This window comes from Streptomyces sp. NPDC012637 (assembly GCF_042954805.1).
Classification (GTDB): domain Bacteria; phylum Actinomycetota; class Actinomycetes; order Streptomycetales; family Streptomycetaceae; genus Streptomyces.
The window spans coordinates 828,810-848,850 of record NZ_JBIBDS010000003.1; the positions used below are offsets into that span (position 1 = coordinate 828,810).

Genomic DNA, 20,041 nt, shown 5'->3' on the forward strand with positions numbered 1-20,041 from the left:
TGGACCCAGAATCACCCGATCATTGTCCAGCAAGGGCGATGCCGAGCAGCCACGGGGGGAGCTGCCCGGCATCGGTCCGTCGCTCCGACGGGGGATGCGGAGCGCGTAGGCAGTATGTCACGGGAAATGGGGTGCGGTGCAGCGGAACTTCATGATTGATCTGAGCTTTTCCTGAGCATTCCGCTGGCTATTGCTTCACCCTGCGTGATCGTTGCGGATGTACGGGCTTTCCGCCCGCGATTCCGCTCCCGCTTCCGTTTCCGTCGTCGTATTCGCCTGCGTTTTCGCCTTCTCCGAGGTCTCCGCGCCCTGATCACCGGGGCCGAGCGCCGGCAGCACCGGAGTGGGGATGAAGGTCGACGGGAGCGAGGGCGCGTTCTCCCGGCCGGCGTTGGCGATCACCACGGCGATGTAGGGGAGCACAGCTCCGAGCACCAGCGCCACGATCGCGACGTGCCGCTCCACGTTCCACAGCGAGGCAGCGGCGATCACGGACAGGGTGCGGATCGACATCGAGACGACGTAACGACGCTGCCGGCCCCGCACGTCGTCGGCGAGGCCCTGCCGGGCACCGGTGATCCGGAAGACCTCGGTGCCGCCACGCTTCCGCATCACATTCCACCACCCGGGAACCATGCCGGACCCTCCCCGGTCCGGACCTCCTTCCACGGTACGCCCGCCGTCCCGGTCGGAGGAGGCCGGGGCACGTACGGCACCGTCCGACATGCGCCGTATGGCCGAGAGGCCGAGACTGGGCACACACGCGCACGAGGAGGCGACGATGGGTTGGTTGTGGGCGATCATTGTGGGCTTGGTCCTCGGTCTGATCGCGAAGGCGATCCTTCCGGGCAAGCAGCAGATCCCACTCTGGCTGACGACCGTGTTCGGCATTCTGGGCAGCGTGCTCGGGAACGCGGTGGCGACCTGGATCGGGGTCAACGACACCAAGGGCATCGACTGGACCCGTCACCTCTTCCAGCTCATCGGCGCGGTCGCCGTGGTCGGCGTCGGCGACATGCTCTGGGCCTCGATCAAGGGCAACAGACAGCGGGCCTAGGCACCCGCCTCCGACACCCGGCACACCGGAGGCCCGGTACGGCGCCGAGCGCGCGTACCGGGCCTCCGGTCATGCCTGCCCACGAGGTCAGCCGGCGACGACCTCGATCGCCGCCAGGTTCTTCTTGCCGCGGCGCAGCACCAGCCAGCGCCCGTGCAGCAGGTCGTCCGACGACACCTCGGCGTCCTCGGCGGTCACCTTGACGTTGTTCACGTAGGCGCCGCCCTCCTTCACGGTGCGGCGGGCCGCCGACTTGCTGGCCACCAGGCCGACCTCGGCGAACAGGTCCACGACCTGGCCCAGCTCCGTCACGCGCGCGTGCGGCAGCTCGGAGAGCGCCGCCGCCAGCGTCGCCCCGTCGAGCCCGGCGAGCTCGCCCTGGCCGAACAGCGCCTTGGAGGCGTCGATCACGGCCCGGCACTGGTCCGCGCCGTGCACCAGGGTGGTGAGCTCCTCGGCGAGCGCCCGCTGGGCCGCACGGGCCTGCGGCCGCTCGGCCGTCTGCTTCTCCAGTTCCTCCAGCTCCTCGCGGGACTTGAAGGACAGGATCCGCATGTACGTGGAGATGTCACGGTCGTCCACGTTCAGCCAGAACTGGTAGAACGCGTACGGCGTGGTCATCTCCGGGTCCAGCCAGACGGCGCCGCCCTCGGTCTTGCCGAACTTGGTGCCGTCGGCCTTCACCATCAGCGGCGTCGCGAGCGCGTGGACGTGCGCCTCCGGCTCCAGCTTGTGGATCAGGTCGAGACCCGCCACCAGGTTGCCCCACTGGTCGGAGCCGCCCTGCTGCAGCGTGCAGCCGTAGCGCCGGTACAGCTCCAGGAAGTCCATGCCCTGGAGCAGCTGGTAGCTGAACTCGGTGTAGCTGATGCCCTGCTCGGACTCCAGTCGGCGGGCGACGGAGTCCTTGGTCAGCATCTTGTTGACCCGGAAGTGCTTGCCGATGTCCCGCAGGAACTCGATCGCCGACATGCCGGCGGTCCAGTCCAGGTTGTTCACCATGATCGCGGCGTTCTCGCCCTCGAAGGACAGGAACGGCTCGATCTGCGAACGCAGCCGGGTCACCCAGTTCGCGACCGTCTCCGGGTCGTTCAGGGTGCGCTCGGCGGTCGGACGCGGGTCGCCGATCTGACCGGTGGCCCCGCCGACCAGCGCCAGCGGCCGGTGCCCGGCCTGCTGGAGCCGGCGGACGGTGAGCACCTGGACCAGGTGGCCGACGTGGAGACTGGCCGCGGTCGGGTCGAAGCCGCAATAGAACGTGACGGGACCGTCCGCGAGCGCCTTGCGCAGGGCCTCTTCGTCGGTGGACTGGGCGAAGAGCCCGCGCCACTTCAGCTCGTCGACGATGTCGGTCACGTCGTCCGTCTCCTCATGCTCATGGGGACAATTTCACCAGTCAGTCTAGGCGGGTCAGACGCCCTTGCTGACCGAGCTCATGTTGAAGTCCGGCACCCGCAGGGCGGGCATGGCGGCCCGGGTGAACCAGTCGCTCCACTCGCGCGGCAGGGTCTTCTCCGTACGGCCCGCCTCGGTGGCCCGCGACAGCAGGTCGACCGGCGACTCGTTGAACCGGAAGTTGTTCACCTCGCCGACCACCTCGCCGTCCTCGACCAGGTAGACGCCGTCCCGGGTGAGGCCGGTGAGCAGCAGCGTCGCCGGGTCGACCTCGCGGATGTACCAGAGGCAGGTGAGCAGCAGACCGCGCCCGGTGGCGGCGACCATCTCGTCGAGGGAGCGCTCGCCGCCGCCGTCCAGGATCAGGTTCCCGGCCGTGGGCGCCATCGGCAGCTTCGTGAGCTCCGCGGAGTGCCGGGTGGTGAGCAGCCGGTGCAGCTTCCCGTCCCGTACCCAGTCCACCGGAGGGACGGGCAGACCGTTGTCGAAGACGGACGAGTCGTCGCCCGAGGCGTGGGAGATCACGAACGGCGCCGACTCCAGACCCGGCGCGTGCGGGTCGCTGCGCAGGGTCAGCGGAAGCGGCGACAGCGTCTCGCCGATCCGGGTGCCGCCGCCCGGCTTGGAGAAGACCGTACGGCCCTCCACCGCGTCCCGGGCCGCCGAGGACCACAGCTGGTAGATCATCAGGTCGGCCACGGCGGTCGGCGGCAGCAGCGTCTCGTACCGCCCGGCCGGCAGGTCGATCCGGCGCTCCGCCCAGCCGAGCCGGGTGGCGAGCTCGGCGTCGAGCGCGGCCGGGTCGACGTCCGTGAAGTCCCGGGTCGCGCGCCCGGCCCACGCGGAGCGGGATGGGCCCCCGGCAGTCGCTGCCGACTTGGCGTTGAGCTCGAGGGTTCCGTTCGGCTGGTCGTGGCGCAGCCGCAGGCCGGTGGAGGTGCCCACGTAGGTGCTGGTCAGCTCGTGGTTGGCGAAGCCGTACAGCTCCCGGCCGCCCGCCCGGGCCCGGGCGAAGGCCTCGCCAAGCGCCGGCGCGAAGGCGTCGAAGACCGCGGAGCCGGTCTCGGCCGGGTCGTCGGTGAAGTCGGGCGACGCGGGCACGCCCCCGACCAGCGGCTGCGCGTCCTCGGCGGGACCGGCCGCCCGCGCCGCCGCCTCGGCGGCCCGTACCAGCGGCTCCAGGTCCTCGGCGGTCACCGCCGAGCGCGAGACCACACCGGACGCGGTGCCCTGGGCGCCGTCGACGGTGGCGACCACGGTCAGGGTGCGGCCCCGGGTGACGCCGTTGGTGGTGAGCGCGTTCCCGGCCCAGCGCAGGTTCGCCGAGGACTCCTCGTCGGCGATGACGACACACCCGTCCGCGCGGGACAGCTCCAGGGCCCGCTCGACGATCTCGTACGGCTTGCTGACGCGGCTCATCGACCGGCCTCCTGCGTGGTGTTGAGGATGTTCACACCCCGGAAAAGGGCGGACGGGCAGCCGTGGGAGACCGCCGCGACCTGGCCCGGCTGGGCCTTGCCGCAGTTGAACGCGCCGCCGAGGACGTACGTCTGGGGGCCGCCGACCTGCTCCATGGAGCCCCAGAAGTCGGTGGTCGTCGCCTGGTACGCCACGTCCCGCAGCTGGCCCGCCAGGCGGCCGTTCTCGATGCGGAAGAAGCGCTGCCCGGTGAACTGGAAGTTGTAGCGCTGCATGTCGATCGACCAGGAGCGGTCGCCGACCACGTAGATGCCGCGCTCCACACCGCCGATCAGGTCCTCCGTCGACAGGCCCCCCGGGTCCGGCTGGAGCGACACGTTCGCCATCCGCTGCACCGGCACGTGGCCGGGCGAGTCGGCGAAGGCGCAGCCGTTGGAGCGGCCGAGGCCGGTCAGCTTCGCGATCCGGCGGTCCAGCTGGTAGCCGACGAGCGTGCCGTCCTTCACCAGGTCCCAGGACTGCGCCTCGACGCCCTCGTCGTCGAAGCCGATGGTCGCGAGCCCGTGCTCGGCGGTCCGGTCGCCCGTCACGTTCATGATCGAGGAGCCGTACGCCAGCTTGCCCAGCTGGTCGAAGGTGGCGAAGGAGGTGCCCGCGTACGCCGCCTCGTAGCCGAGGGCACGGTCCAGCTCGGTGGCGTGGCCGATCGACTCGTGGATGGTCAGCCACAGGTTGGACGGGTCCACGACCAGGTCGTAGCGGCCGGCCTCGACGCTCGGCGCCCGCATCTTCTCGGCGAGCAGCTCCGGGATCTCGTCCAGCTCCTTGTCCCAGTCCCAGCCGGTCCCCGTCAGGTACTCCCAGCCCCGGCCCACGGGCGGCGCGATCGTCCGCATCGAGTCGAACTCGCCGCTGGTCGCGTCCACGGCGACGGCCGTGAGCTGCGGGTGCAGCCGGACCCGCTGCTGGGTGGTGACGGTGCCCGCCGTGTCCGCGTAGAACTTGTTCTCGAAGACGGTGAGCAGCGACGCGTCCACGTGCGCCACCCCGTCCGCGCGCAGCAGCCGGGCGCTCCACTCGGCGAGCAGCCCGCTCTTCTCCTCGGCGGAGATGGTGAACGGGTCGATCTCGTAGGAGGAGATCCACACCTTGTCCGCGTGCACCGGCTCCTCGGCCAGCTCCACGCGCTCGTCGGACCCGGCCGCCGCGATCACCTTCGCCGACAGCTTCGCCATGGCCACCGCCTGCGAGGCGACCCGCGCGGCCCCGTCCATGGTCAGGTCCACCCCGGACGCGAAGCCCCACGCGCCGCCGTGCACCACCCGCACCGCGTAGCCGAGGTCCGTGGTGTCCGACGAGCCCGAGGGTTTGGCGTCCCGCAGCCGCCACGCGGCACTGCGCACCCGCTCCAGGCGGAAGTCGGCGTGCTCCGCGCCGAGCGCCCGAGCCCGCGCGAGCGCCGCGTCGGCCAGCGCCCGCAACGGAAGCTGGGTGAAGGCTTCGTCGAGGGAATGGGTCCCAGATTGCACAGCTGTCTCCTGTCGTGTGAGACCGGTCGCCTCCGATCATGTCGTGCTTTCGGGCGTGATGCCCAGACCTTTCTGTAGGGACCCGACAGCGACACCAGGAAGCCACTGTCAGGGCCCGATTCTCCGTATCGCGGAAGGGACCGATAGGTTTTCGGCATACCAGACCGCTATCGAAAGGGTGATCCGTTGAGCCGCTCGGTTCTCGTCACCGGAGGCAACCGGGGCATCGGCCTCGCCATCGCCCGCGCGTTCGCCGATGCCGGCGACAAGGTCGCGATCACGTACCGCTCGGGCGACCCGGCGGAGCTCGAGAAGCACGGCTTCCTCGCCGTCAAGTGCGACATCACCGACTCCGAGCAGGTGGAGCAGGCCTACAAGGAGATCGAGGAGAAGCACGGTCCGGTCGAGGTCCTCGTGGCCAACGCCGGCGTGACCAAGGACCAGCTCCTCATGCGCATGTCCGAGGAGGACTTCACGTCCGTCCTCGACACCAACCTCACCGGCACCTTCCGGGTCGTGAAGCGCGCCAACCGCGGCATGCTGCGCGCCAAGAAGGGCCGCGTCGTGCTGATCTCCTCCGTCGTCGGTCTGCTCGGCTCGGCGGGTCAGGCGAACTACGCCGCCTCCAAGGCCGGCCTGGTCGGTTTCGCGCGGTCCCTGGCCCGGGAGCTCGGCTCGCGCAACATCACCTTCAACGTCGTCGCGCCCGGTTTCGTCGACACCGACATGACCGCGGTGCTCACCGACGAGCAGCGCGCCGGCATCGTCTCGCAGGTTCCGCTGGGCCGTTACGCGCAGCCGGAGGAGATCGCCGCCACGGTGAAGTTCCTCGCCTCGGACGACGCCTCGTACATCACTGGAGCCGTCATCCCGGTTGACGGCGGATTGGGCATGGGTCACTGATCACATGAGCGGAATTCTCGAGGGCAAGCGCATCCTGATCACCGGTGTGCTGATGGAGTCCTCCATCGCCTTCCACGCCGCGAAGCTGGCCCAGGAGCAGGGCGCGGAGATCATCCTCACCGCCTGGCCCCGGCCGACGCTGACCGAGCGCATCGCCAAGAAGCTGCCCCAGCCCGACAAGGTCAAGGTCCTTGAGCTCGACGTCTCCAACGACGAGCACCTGGCGCGCCTGGAGGGCCAGGTCCGCGAGCACCTCGGCGACCGTCTGGACGGCGTCGTCCACTCCATCGGCTTCGCCCCGCAGGACGCGCTCGGCGGCAACTTCCTGAACACGCCGTTCGAGTCGGTGGCCACCGCCATGCACGTCTCGGCCTTCTCCCTGAAGTCCCTGACGATGGCGCTGCTGCCGCTGATGAGCGAGGGCGGCTCGGTCGTCGGCCTCACCTTCGACGCGCAGTTCGCGTGGCCGCAGTACGACTGGATGGGCCCGACCAAGGCGGCCCTGGAGGCCACCAGCCGCTACATGGCCCGTGACCTGGGCAAGCAGAACATCCGCTGCAACCTGGTCTCGGCCGGCCCGCTCGGTTCGATGGCCGCGAAGTCCATCCCGGGCTTCAGCGAGCTGGCGAGCGTCTGGGACAGCCGCTCCCCGCTGCCGTGGGACCTGTCCGACCCGGAGCCGGCGGGCCGCGCCATCGTCGCCCTGCTCTCCGACTGGTTCCCGAAGACGACCGGCGAGATCGTCCACGTGGACGGCGGTCTGCACGCGATCGGCGCCTGACGCCCCGGTCTCGGCAAGGCTTGCGAGGGCCGTGTGCCCGCTCCTCGGGGGAGCGGGCGCACGGCCCTCGTGGCTTCCTACGGGGCTTGCGGCGCCCCGAGTCGAAAAGTCGGGCGAATCGCATCAGACTGGTCAGAGCGTGATGCTCCGGCCACTGATGGGGAGGAGGTGCGGACATGCCTGCCCAGCGCCACCCGTTCGCCGCAGTCGCCTCGGCCGCCGCGCTCCTCGCCGGCCTCACCGGGCTCGGCGTCGCCGCCGAGGTCCGTGCCGCACCCGCTCCCGGCGAGGACGTCCCCGTGACCGCCCCCGCGGCCGCCGAACCCGAGGACTTCGGCGCCTCCTGCCGCACCCTCGTCCAGGGCTCGACCGTCACCGCCCACTGCCAGAACCCGTACCCGCGCACCGACCGCGTCCGGCTCCACGTGGAGTGCGACCGCTGGTGGGACGTGGACACCGACAGCGCGCCCGTCGAGGTCGGCCCGGCCGACTACGCCAAGGTGACCGGCCGCTGCTGGAAAGAGGTCCGCTCGGCCTGGATCACCCACGAGCCGGCCGCTCAGGGCTCCTGAGGCTGGGCCGGCTCCGGGCTCCTGAGGCACAGGAACGGATAGCTCGCCGCCTCCGCCGCCGCGCGCTCCGCGTCGCCCTCGCGGATCGCCTCCACCAGGCGCGCGTGGTCCATGTGGTTCTCCGGCCGCAGCTCCCGGCCCACGTCGCCGCGCAGCCACTCGCGCAGCACGTGCCCCAGGTCCGCGTAGATCGCGGTCAGCACCTCGTTGTGCGAGGCCACCACGACGGCGTGGTGGAACGCCGCGTCCACCGTCACGAACTCCTCGGCGTCGCCGGTCTCCCACACTTCCTCGCGGCGCAGCAGCAGCGCGTCGATCTGCTTCAGGTCCCGGTCGGTGCGGCGCTGCGCGGCGAGCCGGGCGGCCGAGGACTCCAGGGTGGAGCGCAGCTCGGCCACGTCCCTGGGGTCGGAGCCGGCGAACCTGCGGTGCATGACCCCGGCCAGCTCGCTGGTCGCCACCACATAGGTGCCCGAGCCCTGCCGGATGTCGAGCAGGCCGTTGTGCGCGAGCGCCCGCACCGCCTCGCGGACGGTGTTGCGGGCCACCCCGAGCTGCTCCACCAGCTCGGGTTCGGTCGGGATCCGGGTGCCGACCGGCCACTCTCCGGAGGTGATCTGGTTCCGCAGCTGGGTGATCACCTGGTCGGAGAGCCCGCTGCGCCGGGGATGGCCGAGGGCCATGCTGCACCTACCCATTCGTTCGAGATTGGACAACCAATCATCCCATGATTCTATGATGGGCCCATGCCTGACGAGCCCCAGACACTCACCCCGGCCACCGGGAAGCAGCCGCGCTCCACGGGCGCCGCCGATTCTCCCGCACCCGCAGGCCCCGCCCGCTGGGTGACCCGGCTGGTCGTCGTCGGGCTCGTCCTCGCCGCCCTCAACCTGCGCCCGGCCATCACCAGCCTGGGCGCCCTCCTCGAAGAGGTCAGCGCGGGCCTCCACATGAGCGGCACCGTGGCCGGCGTCCTCACCTCCGTCCCGCCGCTGTGCTTCGCCGTCTTCGGCATCGCCGCCCCGCGCCTCGCCCGCCGCTTCGGGCCCACGGCCGTGGTCTGCGCCGGCATGGCCGCGATCCTCGCGGGCCTGGTCCTGCGCTCCCTCGCGGGCGGCACCCCGGCCTTCCTCGCCGCCAGCGCCCTCGCGCTCATGGGCATCGCCCTCAGCAACATCCTCATGCCGGTCCTGGTCAAGACGTACTTCCCGGACCGCATCGGCAGCATGACCGGCCTCTACTCCATGGCCCTCGCCCTGGGCACCTCCCTCGCCGCCGCCGCGACCGTGCCGGTGACCGACCTGCTCGGCGGCGACTGGCGCCTCGGCCTGGGCGTCTGGGCGGTCCTCGCCGCGTTCGCCGTCCTGCCCTGGCTGCCGCTGCTGCGCGCCCGCGGCGCCGCCGGAGCGGCGCCGGCCGCCGGTGCCACGGGCGCTGCCGCATCCGGCGGGCCGGGCCGGGCGGAGGGTTCCGGCACGGGACCGGCACGCGGCGAGGGTGCGGCACGCGGTGCCGTCGCGCCCGCCCCCCGCGTCACCCGCAGCCGCACCGCCTGGGCCCTCGCCTGCTTCTTCGGCCTCCAGGCCACCGGCGCGTACATCACCATGGGCTGGATGCCGCAGATCTTCCGCGACGCGGGCGTCCCCGCCTCCACGGCTGGCGTGCTCCTCGCGGTCACCATGGTCATGGGCGTGCCGCTCGCCTTCGTCATCCCCGGACTCGCGACCCGGATGCGCAACCAGGGCCCCATCGTCGTCGCCCTCGGCCTGTGCGGCCTCAGCGGCTACACCGGCCTCTACTTCGCCCCGGCCGACGGCGCCTGGCTCTGGGCCCTGCTCCTCGGCGTCTCCAACTGCGCCTTCCCGCTGGCCCTCACCATGATCGGCATGCGCTCGCGCACCGGCGCGGGCGTCGTGAGGCTCTCCGCCTTCGCCCAGAGCGTCGGCTACCTCATCTCCATCCCCGGACCGCTCCTCGTCGGCGTCCTCTACCAGCACAGCGGCGGCTGGGGCCTGCCCATCGCGCTCATGGGCGGCCTGATGGTCCCGCAGATGATCGTCGGTTCCCTCGCGGGCAGGGACCGGACGGTCGAGGACGAACGCTGAGATGCGAGACTGACCCCATGCCCGTACTCGAACCCAACCCCCCGAACGGCCAGAAGAAGCTCCTCATCGTCTTCGGCGCGATGATCGGCATCACGGTCGTCATCGCCGTCATCGCGTCCATCGCCTCACCCTGAGTCCACCGCCCTGACCCGAGGGGTGGGGCTGTCCCCACCATCCCCTAGGGGGTGAGTGTCAGGGTCAAGTGGGTGGATCACCTGATGGGCCGGAGCCCCGCCGCTCCGTACGTTGGTCTCATCGCGGAGAACGCGGTGATCCCATCCCACGGAGGCGGCCATGACGGCGCGAACCCACACCGGTGCACAGGTCCGGCGGACCGGCGTCGACACCCGGCTGCCCTGGTGGGCGCTCGCCCTTCCCGCCGCCGCGTTCGTCGCCCTCTTCCTCCTCGTCACGGGATCGGGAGACGCCCAGGCGATGGGCGGTGACCCCGGTGTCGGCGGCCTCCTGCAGCACCTCCGGCAGACGCTCTCTCCCTGAGTCGGCCCGGGCCGTTTCGTGCGAAGCTGTCCAGCATGAGCGTCGACACACCCCGCAGGATCGTGCTGCTCCGACACGCCAAGGCGGACTGGCCCCAGACCTCCGACCACGAGCGCCCGCTCGCCGAGCGTGGCCGCACCGACGCCCCCGTCGCGGGCCGCAGGCTCGCCGACACCGGCATCGGCTTCGACCTCGCCCTCTGCTCGACCGCCGTCCGGACCCGGGAGACCTGGAAGCTCGCCGTCCAGGAGCTGCCCGAGCGCCCGAAGACGGTGTACGAGGAGCGGATCTACGAGGCTTCGCCCGGCGAGCTCATCGCCGTGATCAACGAGACCCCGGAGACCGTCGACGACCTGCTGCTCATCGGCCACAACCCAGGGATGCACGGCCTCGCGGAGATCCTCGCCGGCGGCGCCGAGGGCGACACCCAGACCCGGATGAACCGGTCCGGCTTCCCGACCTCCGCCTTCGCCGTCCTGTCCTTCAACGGCTCCTGGAAGTCCGTCGAGCCCGGCGTGGGCACCCTGGTCGACTTCTGGACGCCGCACGACTGACCGGCCTCCCGCGCCCGTACGCGAAGGGGTCCGCCCGTACGCGAAGGGTCCGCCGTACGTGAAGGGGTGCGCCCGTACGCGAAGGGTCCGCCGTACGTGAAGGGGTGCGCCCGTACGCGAAGGGGCCCGGCCGTCCTGCGACGACCGGGCCCCTCTCCGTACCGGGCTGTCCGGCTCAGTGCAGCAGCTCGCCCGTCCCGCCGTCCGCCGCCTCGACCTCCTCGCGGGTGATGCCCAGCAGGTAGAGCACGGTGTCCAGGAACGGCACGTTGACGGCGGTGTCCGCCGCCCGGCGCACCACCGGCTTCGCGTTGAACGCCACGCCGAGCCCGGCCGCGTTCAGCATGTCCAGGTCGTTCGCGCCGTCACCGATCGCGACCGTCTGCGCCAGCGGCACCCCGGCCTCCTCGGCGAACCGGCGCAGGAGCCGCGCCTTGCCCGCCCGGTCCACGATCATCCCGGTCACCCGGCCGGTCAGCTTGCCGTCCACGATCTCCAGGGTGTTCGCCTGGGCGAAGTCGAGCCCCAGCTTCTCCTTGAGGTCGTCGGTGACCTGGGTGAAGCCGCCGGAGACGACGCCCACCTGGTAGCCGAGCCGCTTGAGGGTGCGGATCAGGGTCCGGGCCCCGGGCGTCAGCCGTACCTCGTCGCGGACCTTGTCCACCACGGACGCGTCGAGGCCGGCGAGCAGTTCCACGCGGGCGTGCAGCGACTGCTCGAAGTCCAGCTCGCCGCGCATCGCCGCCGCCGTCACCTCGGCGACCTTGTCCTCGCAGCCGGCGTGCGCCGCGAACAGCTCGATGACCTCGTCCTGGATCAACGTCGAGTCGACGTCCATGACCACGAGCCGCTGGGCCCGCCGGTGCAGCCCGGCGGAGACCACCGCCACGTCGACGCCGACCGAGTGCGCCTCCGTGGCGAGCGCGGTGCGCAGCGGCTCCGTCTCGCAGCCGGACACGGCGAACTCGACGGCCGTGACCGGGTACTTGGCCAGCCGGAAGATGCGGTCGATGTTGCCGCCGGCCTCCGCGATCCTGGCCGCTATGGCCGCCGTCTGCTCGGCGGTCAGCGGATGGCCGAGCACCGTGACGTGCGAGCGGCCCTCGCCGCGCGGCCGGTTGTCACCGGTGCCCGAGATGATCTCGGCCTGCAGCTTCATGGACTCGGCCCAGCTGTGCACGGTCGCCCGCAGCTCGCCCTGGCCGGCGACGGTCGGCTCGGTGACGAGCGCGCACAGGACGAGCCGGCCGCGGGACACGACCTGTTCGATGTCCACGACGTCGACGGAGTACGCGGCGAGGGTGTCGAAGAGTCCGGCGGTGATCCCGGGACGGTCCTTCCCGAAGATCTTGACGAGGAGGGTCGGAACGTCCGAGGCGGGAACGCCCGTGGTGGGAACGTCTGGGGTCTGCGATGCGCTCATGGTGCTTCCACCGTATCGGGCACCGGGTGCCACTCCACCCCCCGTCCCGCCTGCCGGACACCCACCTGGCCGCACACCGGCCACGGCCGGCGCCACCGGGGTGCGGGCGGAGCGCCACGGACGCCGCCACCGGCGCCGTCCGGAGGAGTCCGGTGGTCGGGCTTACGTGATCTGTCGGGCATGCGCAAGCTCTTCACGTGGCCCGACTTTCGGATACGGGCCGGGGCCTGAAATAGTTCCCCAGGATGTTCACCATCCCTGGGCTCCCGACGACGGGGGTGCATCGGGGGACAAGTAGTGGGGCATGGAGTGCCAGAACTCGTACTGGAATTGAATGGAAGGACCTGGACCCTCGATCCGTCCAGGTCGTACACCCTGGGTCGTGATCCCCAGGGCGACCTGGTGATCGACGACGCCAGGGTCTCGTGGCGACACGCCACCATCAGCTGGGGCGGCCGGAGTTGGGTCATCGAGGACCACGGCTCCACCAACGGCACGTTCGTACAGGGCCAGCGGATCCACCAGGTGGAGATCGGCCCCGGCTCGGCCGTCAACCTCGGCAACGCCACCGACGGGCCGCGGCTGAACCTCGCCGCCGCCGGAGCGCCGGCCCAGCAGCAGGTGCCGCACCAGCAGCCGGCACCGCAGGCAGCACAGCAGCCCGCCCACCACGGGCTGCATCAGGAGATGACCCACCAGGCCCCGCCGCAGCACCAGGCTCCGCAGCAGCACGCCCCGCAGCAGGGGTGGCAGCAGCAGCCGCCGCACCAGGCGCCGCCGCAGGTCCCGCACCAGCAGGCCGTGCCGCAGGCCGGCCCGCAGGGCGCGTCGCCGATGCACGGCGACCGCAGCCCCACGACCTTCCACCAGCTGAACCTCGGCCGGGTGATGCGCATCGGTCGTGCGCTGGAGAACGAACTGGTCGTCTCCGACCTCCAGGTCTCGCGCCTGCACGCCGAGTTCCACGCGACGCCCGACGGACGCTTCGAGATCCGCGACCTCGGCTCGCACAACGGCACGTACGTCAACGGTCAGCCGATCGCCAAGAACGGCACCGTCCTCATCGGCCCCAACGACATCGTGGGCGTCGGTCACTCGACCTTCCGGATCGTCGGCAACCAGCTCGAGGAGTTCGTCGACACCGGCGAGGTCTCCTTCTCGGCCCGCCACCTCACGGTGACGGTCGAAGGCGGCAAGCAGATCCTCAAGGACGTCACCTTCGGCGTCCCGGAGAAGTCGCTCATCGGCGTCATCGGCCCGTCCGGCTCCGGCAAGTCGACCCTCCTCAAGGCGCTCACCGGCTACCGGCCCGCCGACCAGGGCGACGTCCTCTACGACAACCGCAGCCTCTACAAGCAGTTCGCCGAACTGCGCCAGCGCATCGGCCTGGTCCCGCAGGACGACATCCTGCACAAGGAGCTGACGGTCCAGAAGGCGCTGCGCTACGCGGCCAAGCTCCGCTTCCCCGGCGACACCGCCGAGGCCGAGCGCGAGGCCCGGATCGGCGAGGTGCTGCGCGAGCTCAAGCTCGACATCCACAAGGAGAAGAAGGTCACCTCCCTCTCCGGTGGCCAGCGCAAGCGCGTCTCCGTCGCGCTGGAGCTCCTGACCAAGCCCTCGCTGATCTTCCTGGACGAGCCGACCTCCGGTCTCGACCCGGGCATGGACCGCGACGTCATGCAGCTGCTGCGCGGCCTCGCGGACGACGGCCGCACGGTCCTCGTCGTCACCCACTCGGTGGCCGAGCTCGGCCTGTGCGACAAGCTGCTCGTGATGGCGCCCGGCGGCTCGGTGGCGTACTTCGGCCCGCCGGAGGAGGCGCTGAACTTCTTCGGCTACTCCACCTGGGCCGACGTCTTCTCCGCCTTCGAGAACTACCGCGACTACGACTGGGCGGGCCGCTGGAAGGGCTCGCAGCACTACCAGATGTACGCGGCGGAGATCGACGCCGTCGCCGCCCAGCCGGTCCAGCTGCCGCACCAGGCCCAGCAGGCGCTCGCCCGCCCGCCCAAGCCGCAGGGCTGGGGCTCCCAGCTGTGGACGCTGATCCGCCGGTACGTGTCGGTGATCGCCTCCGACAAGGGCTTCCTGGCCCTGATGGTGATCCTGCCGGCCGTGCTCGGCGCGGTGTCCGTGGTCATCCCGGCCGACTTCGGCCTCGGCAGGCCCAAGCCGCCGTCCCGCTTCAACGGCGACGCCGGCACGATCATGCTGATCCTCGCGGTGGGCATGTGCTTCTCGGGCGCCGCCAACTCCGTACGAGAACTGATCAAGGAACGGGTCATCTACGAGCGGGAGCGCGCCACCGGCCTGTCCCGCTCCGCGTACCTGATGTCCAAGGTCATCGTGCTCGGCCTGATCACCGCCTTCCAGGGCGTGATCATCTGCGGCATCGGCTTCTCCACCCGCGAGCTGCCGGAGGAGGGGCTGTTCATGCCGCCGGCCGTCGAGCTCTGCATCCAGGTCATCGCGCTCGGCCTGACCTCGATGATGGTCGGCCTGGTCATCTCCTCGCTGGTGAAGACCGCCGAGAAGACCATGCCGCTGCTCGTGATGTTCGCGATCATCCAGGTCGTCTTCACCGGCATCCTCTTCCAGGTCTACGGCTCGCCCGGCCTGGAGCAGTTCGCCTGGCTGATGCCGTCGCGCTGGGGCATCGCCGGCGCCGGCACCACGCTCGACCTGGCGCACCTGATGCCGCCGTGGGACCACAAGGACCCCACGAACACCGACCCGCTGTGGGAGCACACGATCGGCCAGTGGAGCCTCGACCTGGGCATCCAGCTGCTGATGGCCACCGTCTGCTGCGTCCTCGTCGCACGGCTGCTGCGCCGCCACGAGCCCGAGGTCATGCGCAAGTAAGGCCTTCCGGCCACGCCCGAAGGGCGGCACCCGCACGGGGTGCCGCCCTTCGGCATGTCTGCGCCGGACCGGTGGCCGTCGGCTCAGTACGCGCTGTTGACGTTGTCGATGGTGCCGTAGCGGTCGGCCGCGTAGTTGCAGGCGGCGACGATGTTGGCGACCGGGTCGTACTGGTCGAACTTGGTGCCGGGGATGTGGTACGCCTTGAAGGTCGGGTAGATGACCTGCAGCAGACCCTTGGACGGCACGCCGTTGATGGCGTTGATGTCCCAGTTGTTGATGGCCCGCGGGTTGCCGCTGGACTCGCGCATCACGTTCTTGTAGATGCCGTTGTACGTGCCCGGGATGTTGTGCTTGTCCATGATGAACAGCGCCTCGCGGATCCAGCCGTCGAGGTTGTTCGCGAAGACCGGCGTACGGGCGGCGGCACGGCTGGCGGCGGCCTTGGCGGCGGCGCGCTTCTTCGCCTCGGCGTCGGCCTTCTTCTTCGCGGCGGCCTTCGCGGCGGCCTTGGCGGCCGCGGCCTTCTTCTGGGCCTCGGCGGCGGCCTTGGCCTTGGCGTCGGCCTCCTGCTTCGCCTTGAGGGCGAAGGCCGAGGTCTGCTGGTCGAGGCTGGCGGCCAGCGCCTTGGCCTGCGGGCTGGTCGCGTCGTACGACCAGGCGACCTGCTGGGTGTGGGTGAGGGCCTGGGGCTCCACCTCGGTGGAACCGCCGTTGCCCTGGACGAGGGAGAGGCCGAGCGCCGCGGCGCTCAGAGCGGCGACGCCGGCGATCGCGGCCTTGTGGGTCTTCTTCAGACCACGACTGTGGCCAGGGGTGTTCGCAGACATGCAGGACTACCTCTTCGAATCGCTGGGGGTCGCTCGGCCGGGGCGGCGCTGCGCCTGCTCGGCGGCGACGGACGCAATTCTTAGCGGCAGCAAAATCTCGTGGCAAAGGTGTGACGTACGATCCCGGGTAGTGGATCAGGGGCCCCGCACGCGTGCCGCCGGACCGGTCCCGGACCAGTCCCGGCAGCGCTCATCTCGCCTTGAGGTGTCCACTAGGGTGATTCGTAAGTGATGTGGGTCCTATGCGCGGGCTCACATCGGTCCTGTAACAACCTCACCGCGCGTTGCATCAGCAATGCACACGGTGAGGACCCTCCTGCGGGAGGAGGAGATGGACGTCCCCGAACTCGTGCCACAGGTAGCGCCCGCTCACCGCGGCGGCGTACGCCCGCCGCAGCGCGGGCCGCCCCGCCACCGCCTCCAGCATCAGCAGATGCGAGGCCTCCGGCTCGTGCAGCCCGGTCAGCAGCCCGTCCACGACCCGCACCCCGCGCCCGGGCGTCACGACGAGATCCGTCCACCCCGCCGCGCCGCGCACCACGCCCTCCTCCACGGCCGACTCCAGCGCCCGGACCGCCGTGGTGCCCACCGCGACGACCCGGCCCCCGCCGGCCCTTGCGGCGTTCACCAGCCACGCCGTCGCCGCCGGCACCTCGAAGCGCTCCGGGTACGGCGGCTCGTGGGCCTCCGCCGACGCCACTCCCGTATGGAGGACGACCGGAGCGAACTGCACCCCCCGGCTCACCAGCTCCGCCACGAGCCGGGCCGTGAACGGCCGGCCCGCGCTCGGCATCTCCGCCGAACCCGACCCGTCGGGGGACGGCAGCGCGAACACCGTCTGATAGGCGGCCAGGGACTGGTCCCGCGCCGTGTACCGGTAGCGGATGGGCCGCCCGTACCCGGACAGCAGCGCCGGCACGTCCGTGTCCGGCCGCGCCCACCACAGCCGTGCCGCCCCGGCCACGAGCGGCTCGTCCAGCACGAGCCGGGAGCCGCCCGGCAGCCGCACCACCGCCCCCGCGGGCCCGCCCGCCCGCGCCCGGGTCGTCCCCGCACCGTCCGGCTCCCGCAGCTCCACCGCCCACCGGCCGTCGTCACCCCGCGTCGAGAAGTGCACGACCACCGGCACACCACCCGGCTCGGGCCCCAGCCGCCCGTCCACCGCCGCTGCCAGCGTCGTCGACGTGTTCACCACCAGCACGTCCCCGGCCCGCAGCAGCCCCGGCAGCTCCCGGAACGCCCGGTGCGCCACCTCCGTGCCCCGCGACACCAGCAGCCGCACGTCGTCCCGGCCGCGCCCCGGACCGCGCTGCTCGGCCGGCACCCGGGCCGACAGCTCCGCGGGCACCCGCGTCATCAGCGTCATCGCGACTCCAGGAAGGCCGGGGCCGCGTACCGGCCGCTCGCGGGCCGCTCGTCGACCAGCCGCAGGAAGACCGGAGCGACCTCGGCCGGAGCCGGCGTCCCCGACAGGTCCTCGTCCGGCTCCGCCGCGGCCAGCATGGCCGTCCGCATCGAGCCCGGGTCCACCCACCAGACCCGCAGCCCCGGCTCCTCCACCGCCAGGACCGCCGACAGCTGGTCGAGCGCCGCCTTCGTCGCGCCGTACCCGCCCCACGTGCGGAACGGCTCGGCCGCGGCCTCCGAGCTCAGGTTGATCACGGCCCCGGCAGGCGCCCCGCGCAGCAACGGCAGCGCTTCCTGCAGCAGCCCCAGCGGCGCCACCACGTTCACCTCCAGGGCCGCGCGGAAACCGTCCAGGGAATGGCTGCCCAGCGGCACCAGCGGCTCCGCACCCAGGACCGCGGCGTTGTTCACCAGCAGATCGAGACCCCCGAGCTGCCGCGCCGCCGCCACCAGCTCCGCCCGGTGCCCCGGATCCGTCACGTCCCCGGGCACGGCCAGCACCCGCGCGCCGAGCGCGCGCGCCGCCTCCGCGCTCTCCTCCAGCACCCCGGCACCACGGGCGTCGAGCACCAGGTCCCAGCCCCGTGCGGCGAGCCCCGTCGCCAGTGCGCGCCCCAGACCCCTCGAGGCCCCCGTGACGATCGCGACAGGCATGTCCATCCCCTTTGCTTCCCGCTCCGAACCGATGCGATCCAGCCTCGTGACCCGACCCGCCGCACCGCCTCGTCCCGCGGCCCCGACCCGTCGGGAACTTGGACCTAGGCCCCCGGTCCCGGTCCTCCGCCGTCCACAGGCGGATACGGACCGTCACGGCCCACCGGTACGGTGAAGCACATGAGCCATCGACCGAGCTCCGGCCTCGCCGCCGTGAGCAGCGCCCTGCTGGCGATGAACCGCCAGATGGAGGTCCGCGACGTCCTCAAGACGATCGTCGCCTCCGCGCGCGAGCTCCTCGACGCCGAGTACGCGGCGCTCGGCGTCCCCGACGACCACGGGGGCTTCGCCCAGTTCGTCGTCGACGGCGTCACCGACGAGCAGTGGCGCGCCATCGGCCCGCTGCCCCGCCAGCACGGCATCCTGGCCGCCATGCTGCACAAGGCCGAGCCCGAGCGGCTCGCCGACGTCCGCAAGGACCCCCGCTTCGAGGGCTGGCCCGCCGCCCACCCGGAGATGTCCGACTTCATCGGCCTGCCCGTCCGCGACGGCGACGAGATCCTCGCCGCCCTCTTCCTCGCCAACAAGCGCTGCCCCAAGGAGTCCGGCAGCTGCGGCTTCACGGCACAGGACGAGGAACTGCTCACCCTCCTCGCCCAGCACGCCGCCATCGCCCTCACCAACGCCCGGCTGTACGAGCGGAGCCGCGAGCTCACCATCGCCGAGGAGCGTTCCCGGCTCGCCCACGAGCTGCACGACGCCGTCAGCCAGAAGCTGTTCTCCCTGCGGCTCACCGCCCAGGCCGCCGCCGCCCTCGTCGACCGCGACCCCGCCCGGGCCAAGGGCGAGCTCCAGCAGGTCGCCGCGCTCGCCGCCGAGGCCGCCGACGAGCTGCGCGCCGCCGTCGTCGAGCTGCGGCCCGCCGCCCTCGACGAGGACGGCCTCGTCCACACCCTGCGCACCCAGATCCAGGTCCTCGACCGCGCGCACAGCGCCCGCGTCACCTTCGAGAGCGCCGGCGTCCGCGCCCTGCCCGCCGCCCAGGAGGAGGCGCTGCTCCGGGTCGCCCAGGAGGCCCTGCACAACGCGCTGCGCCACTCCGGCGCCGGACTCGTCACCGTCGCCCTCACCCGCAGCGGCCAGGGCGCCCGGCTCACCGTCGCCGACGACGGCAGGGGCTTCGACCCGACGACCGTCCGCAGCGCCGGCCGCCACCTCGGCCTCGTGTCCATGCGCGACCGGGCCGGCGGCGTCGGCGGCACCCTCACCGTGACATCGGCCCCCGGGCGGGGCACCACGATCGAGATGGAGGTCCCCGGTGGCTGAGAAGATCCGCGTGCTGCTCGTGGACGACCACCAGGTCGTCCGCCGCGGTCTGCGCACCTTCCTGGAGGTGCAGGAGGACATAGAGGTCGTGGGGGAGGGCTCCGACGGAGAGGAGGGAGTCGCCCGCGCCGAGGAGCTGCGGCCCGACGTCGTCCTCATGGACGTGAAGATGCCGGGCACCGACGGTATCGAGGCGCTGCGCCGGCTTCGCGAGCTGGGCAATCCGGCCCGCGTCCTCGTCGTCACGAGCTTCACCGAGCAGCGCACGGTCGTGCCCGCACTCCGCGCCGGCGCGCGGGGCTACGTCCACAAGGACATCGACCCCGACGCCCTCGCGGCCGCCATCCGCTCCGTCCACGCCGGCCACGTCCTGCTCCAGGCCGAGGTCGCCGAGGCCCTCCTCAGCCAGGACGAGCACGGCCAGGGCGGCAGCACGGGCCGCGGCTCCACGCTGACCGAGCGGGAGCGGGAGGTCCTCGGCCTGATCGCGGACGGCCGGTCCAACCGGGAGATCGCCCGCGCGCTCGTCCTCTCCGAGAAGACGGTCAAGACGCACGTCTCCAACATCCTCATGAAGCTGGACCTCGCCGACCGGACGCAGGCCGCCCTCTGGGCCGTACGGCACGGCCTGACCTCGTAGGCACGGCCGTTCCCTTTTTCATACCGTCGTGTGTATGTCCCCCGTTCGGCGCAACCCGGCGGGGGCGGCGGCGTTCTTCATGGCGT

General features: G+C 71.7%; 20 protein-coding genes. 11 read left to right on the top strand and 9 right to left on the bottom strand.

Going from position 1 to position 20,041, the window contains the following annotated elements; translation table 11 throughout:
- Nucleotides 1-195: 195 nt before the first annotated feature.
- Nucleotides 196-612, bottom strand: a complete 417-nt coding sequence (locus tag ACFY8W_RS16830) for a DUF3099 domain-containing protein (protein WP_391105448.1) — start codon at nucleotides 610-612, stop codon at nucleotides 196-198.
- 169 nt (nucleotides 613-781) lie between these two features.
- Between ACFY8W_RS16830 and ACFY8W_RS16835 the strand changes: the two genes are divergently transcribed.
- Nucleotides 782-1,057, top strand: coding sequence for a GlsB/YeaQ/YmgE family stress response membrane protein (locus tag ACFY8W_RS16835; RefSeq protein ID WP_391105450.1), 276 nt, complete (start codon nucleotides 782-784; stop codon nucleotides 1,055-1,057).
- A gap of 87 nt (nucleotides 1,058-1,144) precedes the next feature.
- On the opposite strand, the gene tyrS is transcribed toward ACFY8W_RS16835, so the two are convergent.
- The 3 genes from tyrS to ACFY8W_RS16850 are packed head-to-tail and all read right to left on the bottom strand — an operon-like array spanning nucleotide 1,145 to nucleotide 5,400.
- Nucleotides 1,145-2,413, bottom strand: a complete 1,269-nt coding sequence (tyrS, locus tag ACFY8W_RS16840) for a tyrosine--tRNA ligase (protein ID WP_391105452.1) — start codon at nucleotides 2,411-2,413, stop codon at nucleotides 1,145-1,147.
- A 54-nt stretch (nucleotides 2,414-2,467) separates the two neighbouring features.
- Nucleotides 2,468-3,871, bottom strand: coding sequence for a metallopeptidase TldD-related protein (locus ACFY8W_RS16845; RefSeq protein ID WP_391105454.1), 1,404 nt, complete (start codon nucleotides 3,869-3,871; stop codon nucleotides 2,468-2,470).
- Nucleotides 3,868-5,400 carry a metallopeptidase TldD-related protein gene (locus ACFY8W_RS16850; protein WP_391105456.1) on the bottom strand — a complete coding sequence of 511 codons (1,533 nt, stop codon included), beginning with the start codon at nucleotides 5,398-5,400 and terminating at the stop codon, nucleotides 3,868-3,870. The genes ACFY8W_RS16845 and ACFY8W_RS16850 overlap by 4 nt, the downstream gene beginning before the upstream one ends.
- 186 nt (nucleotides 5,401-5,586) lie before the next feature.
- Between ACFY8W_RS16850 and fabG the strand changes: the two genes are divergently transcribed.
- The 3 genes from fabG to ACFY8W_RS16865 all read left to right on the top strand — a co-directional run bounded on the left by fabG (nucleotide 5,587) and on the right by ACFY8W_RS16865 (nucleotide 7,656).
- On the top strand, nucleotides 5,587-6,303 hold the full coding sequence (gene fabG, locus ACFY8W_RS16855) for a 3-oxoacyl-[acyl-carrier-protein] reductase (RefSeq protein ID WP_391105458.1): 717 nt from the start codon (nucleotides 5,587-5,589) through the stop codon (nucleotides 6,301-6,303).
- A gap of 4 nt (nucleotides 6,304-6,307) precedes the next feature.
- Nucleotides 6,308-7,084 (top strand): enoyl-ACP reductase FabI, encoded by a 777-nt coding sequence (gene fabI / locus ACFY8W_RS16860; RefSeq protein ID WP_391105460.1) that lies wholly within the window; start codon nucleotides 6,308-6,310, stop codon nucleotides 7,082-7,084.
- A 176-nt stretch (nucleotides 7,085-7,260) separates the two neighbouring features.
- Nucleotides 7,261-7,656, top strand: a complete 396-nt coding sequence (locus ACFY8W_RS16865) for a hypothetical protein (protein WP_391105462.1) — start codon at nucleotides 7,261-7,263, stop codon at nucleotides 7,654-7,656.
- Here ACFY8W_RS16865 and ACFY8W_RS16870 read toward each other — a convergent pair.
- Nucleotides 7,644-8,339, bottom strand: a complete 696-nt coding sequence (locus ACFY8W_RS16870) for an FCD domain-containing protein (RefSeq protein WP_391105579.1) — start codon at nucleotides 8,337-8,339, stop codon at nucleotides 7,644-7,646. The two genes, ACFY8W_RS16865 and ACFY8W_RS16870, sit on opposite strands and share 13 nt — an antisense overlap.
- Before the next feature lie 63 nt (nucleotides 8,340-8,402).
- Here ACFY8W_RS16870 and ACFY8W_RS16875 point away from each other — a divergent pair, with 63 nt between their 5' ends.
- The 4 genes from ACFY8W_RS16875 (at nucleotide 8,403) to ACFY8W_RS16890 (ending at nucleotide 10,813) form a co-directional block, all read left to right on the top strand.
- A complete protein-coding gene (locus ACFY8W_RS16875) occupies nucleotides 8,403-9,761 on the top strand; it encodes a CynX/NimT family MFS transporter (RefSeq protein WP_391105464.1) in 1,359 nt (452 codons plus the stop codon).
- A gap of 17 nt (nucleotides 9,762-9,778) precedes the next feature.
- A complete protein-coding gene (locus tag ACFY8W_RS16880; protein WP_391105466.1) occupies nucleotides 9,779-9,895 on the top strand; it encodes an SGM_5486 family transporter-associated protein in 117 nt (38 codons plus the stop codon).
- A gap of 160 nt (nucleotides 9,896-10,055) precedes the next feature.
- Complete coding sequence (locus ACFY8W_RS16885) at nucleotides 10,056-10,259, top strand: hypothetical protein (RefSeq protein ID WP_391105468.1); 204 nt, start codon at nucleotides 10,056-10,058, stop codon at nucleotides 10,257-10,259.
- 35 nt (nucleotides 10,260-10,294) lie between these two features.
- On the top strand, nucleotides 10,295-10,813 hold the full coding sequence (locus tag ACFY8W_RS16890; protein WP_391105470.1) for a histidine phosphatase family protein: 519 nt from the start codon (nucleotides 10,295-10,297) through the stop codon (nucleotides 10,811-10,813).
- A 175-nt stretch (nucleotides 10,814-10,988) separates the two neighbouring features.
- Here the strand turns inward: ACFY8W_RS16890 and serB are convergent, their stop codons facing one another.
- Complete coding sequence (gene serB, locus ACFY8W_RS16895; RefSeq protein WP_391105472.1) at nucleotides 10,989-12,236, bottom strand: phosphoserine phosphatase SerB; 1,248 nt, start codon at nucleotides 12,234-12,236, stop codon at nucleotides 10,989-10,991.
- A gap of 297 nt (nucleotides 12,237-12,533) precedes the next feature.
- Here serB and ACFY8W_RS16900 point away from each other — a divergent pair, with 297 nt between their 5' ends.
- The gene (locus ACFY8W_RS16900; protein WP_391105474.1) at nucleotides 12,534-15,098 is read left to right on the top strand and encodes an FHA domain-containing protein; all 2,565 of its coding nucleotides are present in this window, start codon (nucleotides 12,534-12,536) and stop codon (nucleotides 15,096-15,098) included.
- A gap of 83 nt (nucleotides 15,099-15,181) precedes the next feature.
- Here the strand turns inward: ACFY8W_RS16900 and ACFY8W_RS16905 are convergent, their stop codons facing one another.
- The 3 genes from ACFY8W_RS16905 to ACFY8W_RS16915 all read right to left on the bottom strand — a co-directional run bounded on the left by ACFY8W_RS16905 (nucleotide 15,182) and on the right by ACFY8W_RS16915 (nucleotide 17,989).
- Nucleotides 15,182-15,928, bottom strand: coding sequence for a transglycosylase SLT domain-containing protein (locus ACFY8W_RS16905; protein ID WP_391105476.1), 747 nt, complete (start codon nucleotides 15,926-15,928; stop codon nucleotides 15,182-15,184).
- Between the two features lie 289 nt (nucleotides 15,929-16,217).
- On the bottom strand, nucleotides 16,218-17,294 hold the full coding sequence (locus tag ACFY8W_RS16910) for an S-adenosylmethionine:tRNA ribosyltransferase-isomerase (protein WP_391105478.1): 1,077 nt from the start codon (nucleotides 17,292-17,294) through the stop codon (nucleotides 16,218-16,220).
- The gene (locus ACFY8W_RS16915) at nucleotides 17,291-17,989 is read right to left on the bottom strand and encodes an SDR family NAD(P)-dependent oxidoreductase (RefSeq protein ID WP_391105480.1); all 699 of its coding nucleotides are present in this window, start codon (nucleotides 17,987-17,989) and stop codon (nucleotides 17,291-17,293) included. Before ACFY8W_RS16915 ends, ACFY8W_RS16910 begins: the two co-directional genes overlap by 4 nt.
- Before the next feature lie 180 nt (nucleotides 17,990-18,169).
- On the opposite strand from ACFY8W_RS16915, the gene ACFY8W_RS16920 reads away from it, so the two are divergent.
- Both ACFY8W_RS16920 and ACFY8W_RS16925 read left to right on the top strand, forming a co-directional pair.
- Nucleotides 18,170-19,315 (top strand): GAF domain-containing protein, encoded by a 1,146-nt coding sequence (locus tag ACFY8W_RS16920; protein ID WP_391105482.1) that lies wholly within the window; start codon nucleotides 18,170-18,172, stop codon nucleotides 19,313-19,315.
- Nucleotides 19,308-19,955, top strand: coding sequence for a response regulator (locus ACFY8W_RS16925; RefSeq protein ID WP_391105484.1), 648 nt, complete (start codon nucleotides 19,308-19,310; stop codon nucleotides 19,953-19,955). Before ACFY8W_RS16920 ends, ACFY8W_RS16925 begins: the two co-directional genes overlap by 8 nt.
- Nucleotides 19,956-20,041: the final 86 nt, after the last annotated feature.

Excerpts from the sequence above, each read along its gene's own strand:
- ACFY8W_RS16830 (WP_391105448.1), bottom strand. The coding sequence starts at position 612 with ATGCGGAAGCGTGGCGGCACCGAGGTCTTCCGGATCACCGGTGCCCGG.
- ACFY8W_RS16835 (WP_391105450.1), top strand. The coding sequence starts at position 782 with ATGGGTTGGTTGTGGGCGATCATTGTGGGCTTGGTCCTCGGTCTGATC.
- ACFY8W_RS16845 (WP_391105454.1), bottom strand. The coding sequence starts at position 3,871 with ATGAGCCGCGTCAGCAAGCCGTACGAGATCGTCGAGCGGGCCCTGGAG.
- fabI (WP_391105460.1), top strand. The coding sequence starts at position 6,308 with ATGAGCGGAATTCTCGAGGGCAAGCGCATCCTGATCACCGGTGTGCTG.
- ACFY8W_RS16865 (WP_391105462.1), top strand. The coding sequence starts at position 7,261 with ATGCCTGCCCAGCGCCACCCGTTCGCCGCAGTCGCCTCGGCCGCCGCG.
- ACFY8W_RS16870 (WP_391105579.1), bottom strand. The coding sequence starts at position 8,339 with ATGGCCCTCGGCCATCCCCGGCGCAGCGGGCTCTCCGACCAGGTGATC.
- ACFY8W_RS16875 (WP_391105464.1), top strand. The coding sequence starts at position 8,403 with ATGCCTGACGAGCCCCAGACACTCACCCCGGCCACCGGGAAGCAGCCG.
- ACFY8W_RS16880 (WP_391105466.1), top strand. The coding sequence starts at position 9,779 with ATGCCCGTACTCGAACCCAACCCCCCGAACGGCCAGAAGAAGCTCCTC.
- ACFY8W_RS16885 (WP_391105468.1), top strand. The coding sequence starts at position 10,056 with ATGACGGCGCGAACCCACACCGGTGCACAGGTCCGGCGGACCGGCGTC.
- ACFY8W_RS16890 (WP_391105470.1), top strand. The coding sequence starts at position 10,295 with ATGAGCGTCGACACACCCCGCAGGATCGTGCTGCTCCGACACGCCAAG.
- serB (WP_391105472.1), bottom strand. The coding sequence starts at position 12,236 with ATGAGCGCATCGCAGACCCCAGACGTTCCCACCACGGGCGTTCCCGCC.
- ACFY8W_RS16905 (WP_391105476.1), bottom strand. The coding sequence starts at position 15,928 with ATGTCTGCGAACACCCCTGGCCACAGTCGTGGTCTGAAGAAGACCCAC.
- ACFY8W_RS16910 (WP_391105478.1), bottom strand. The coding sequence starts at position 17,294 with ATGACGCTGATGACGCGGGTGCCCGCGGAGCTGTCGGCCCGGGTGCCG.
- ACFY8W_RS16915 (WP_391105480.1), bottom strand. The coding sequence starts at position 17,989 with ATGCCTGTCGCGATCGTCACGGGGGCCTCGAGGGGTCTGGGGCGCGCA.
- ACFY8W_RS16920 (WP_391105482.1), top strand. The coding sequence starts at position 18,170 with ATGAGCCATCGACCGAGCTCCGGCCTCGCCGCCGTGAGCAGCGCCCTG.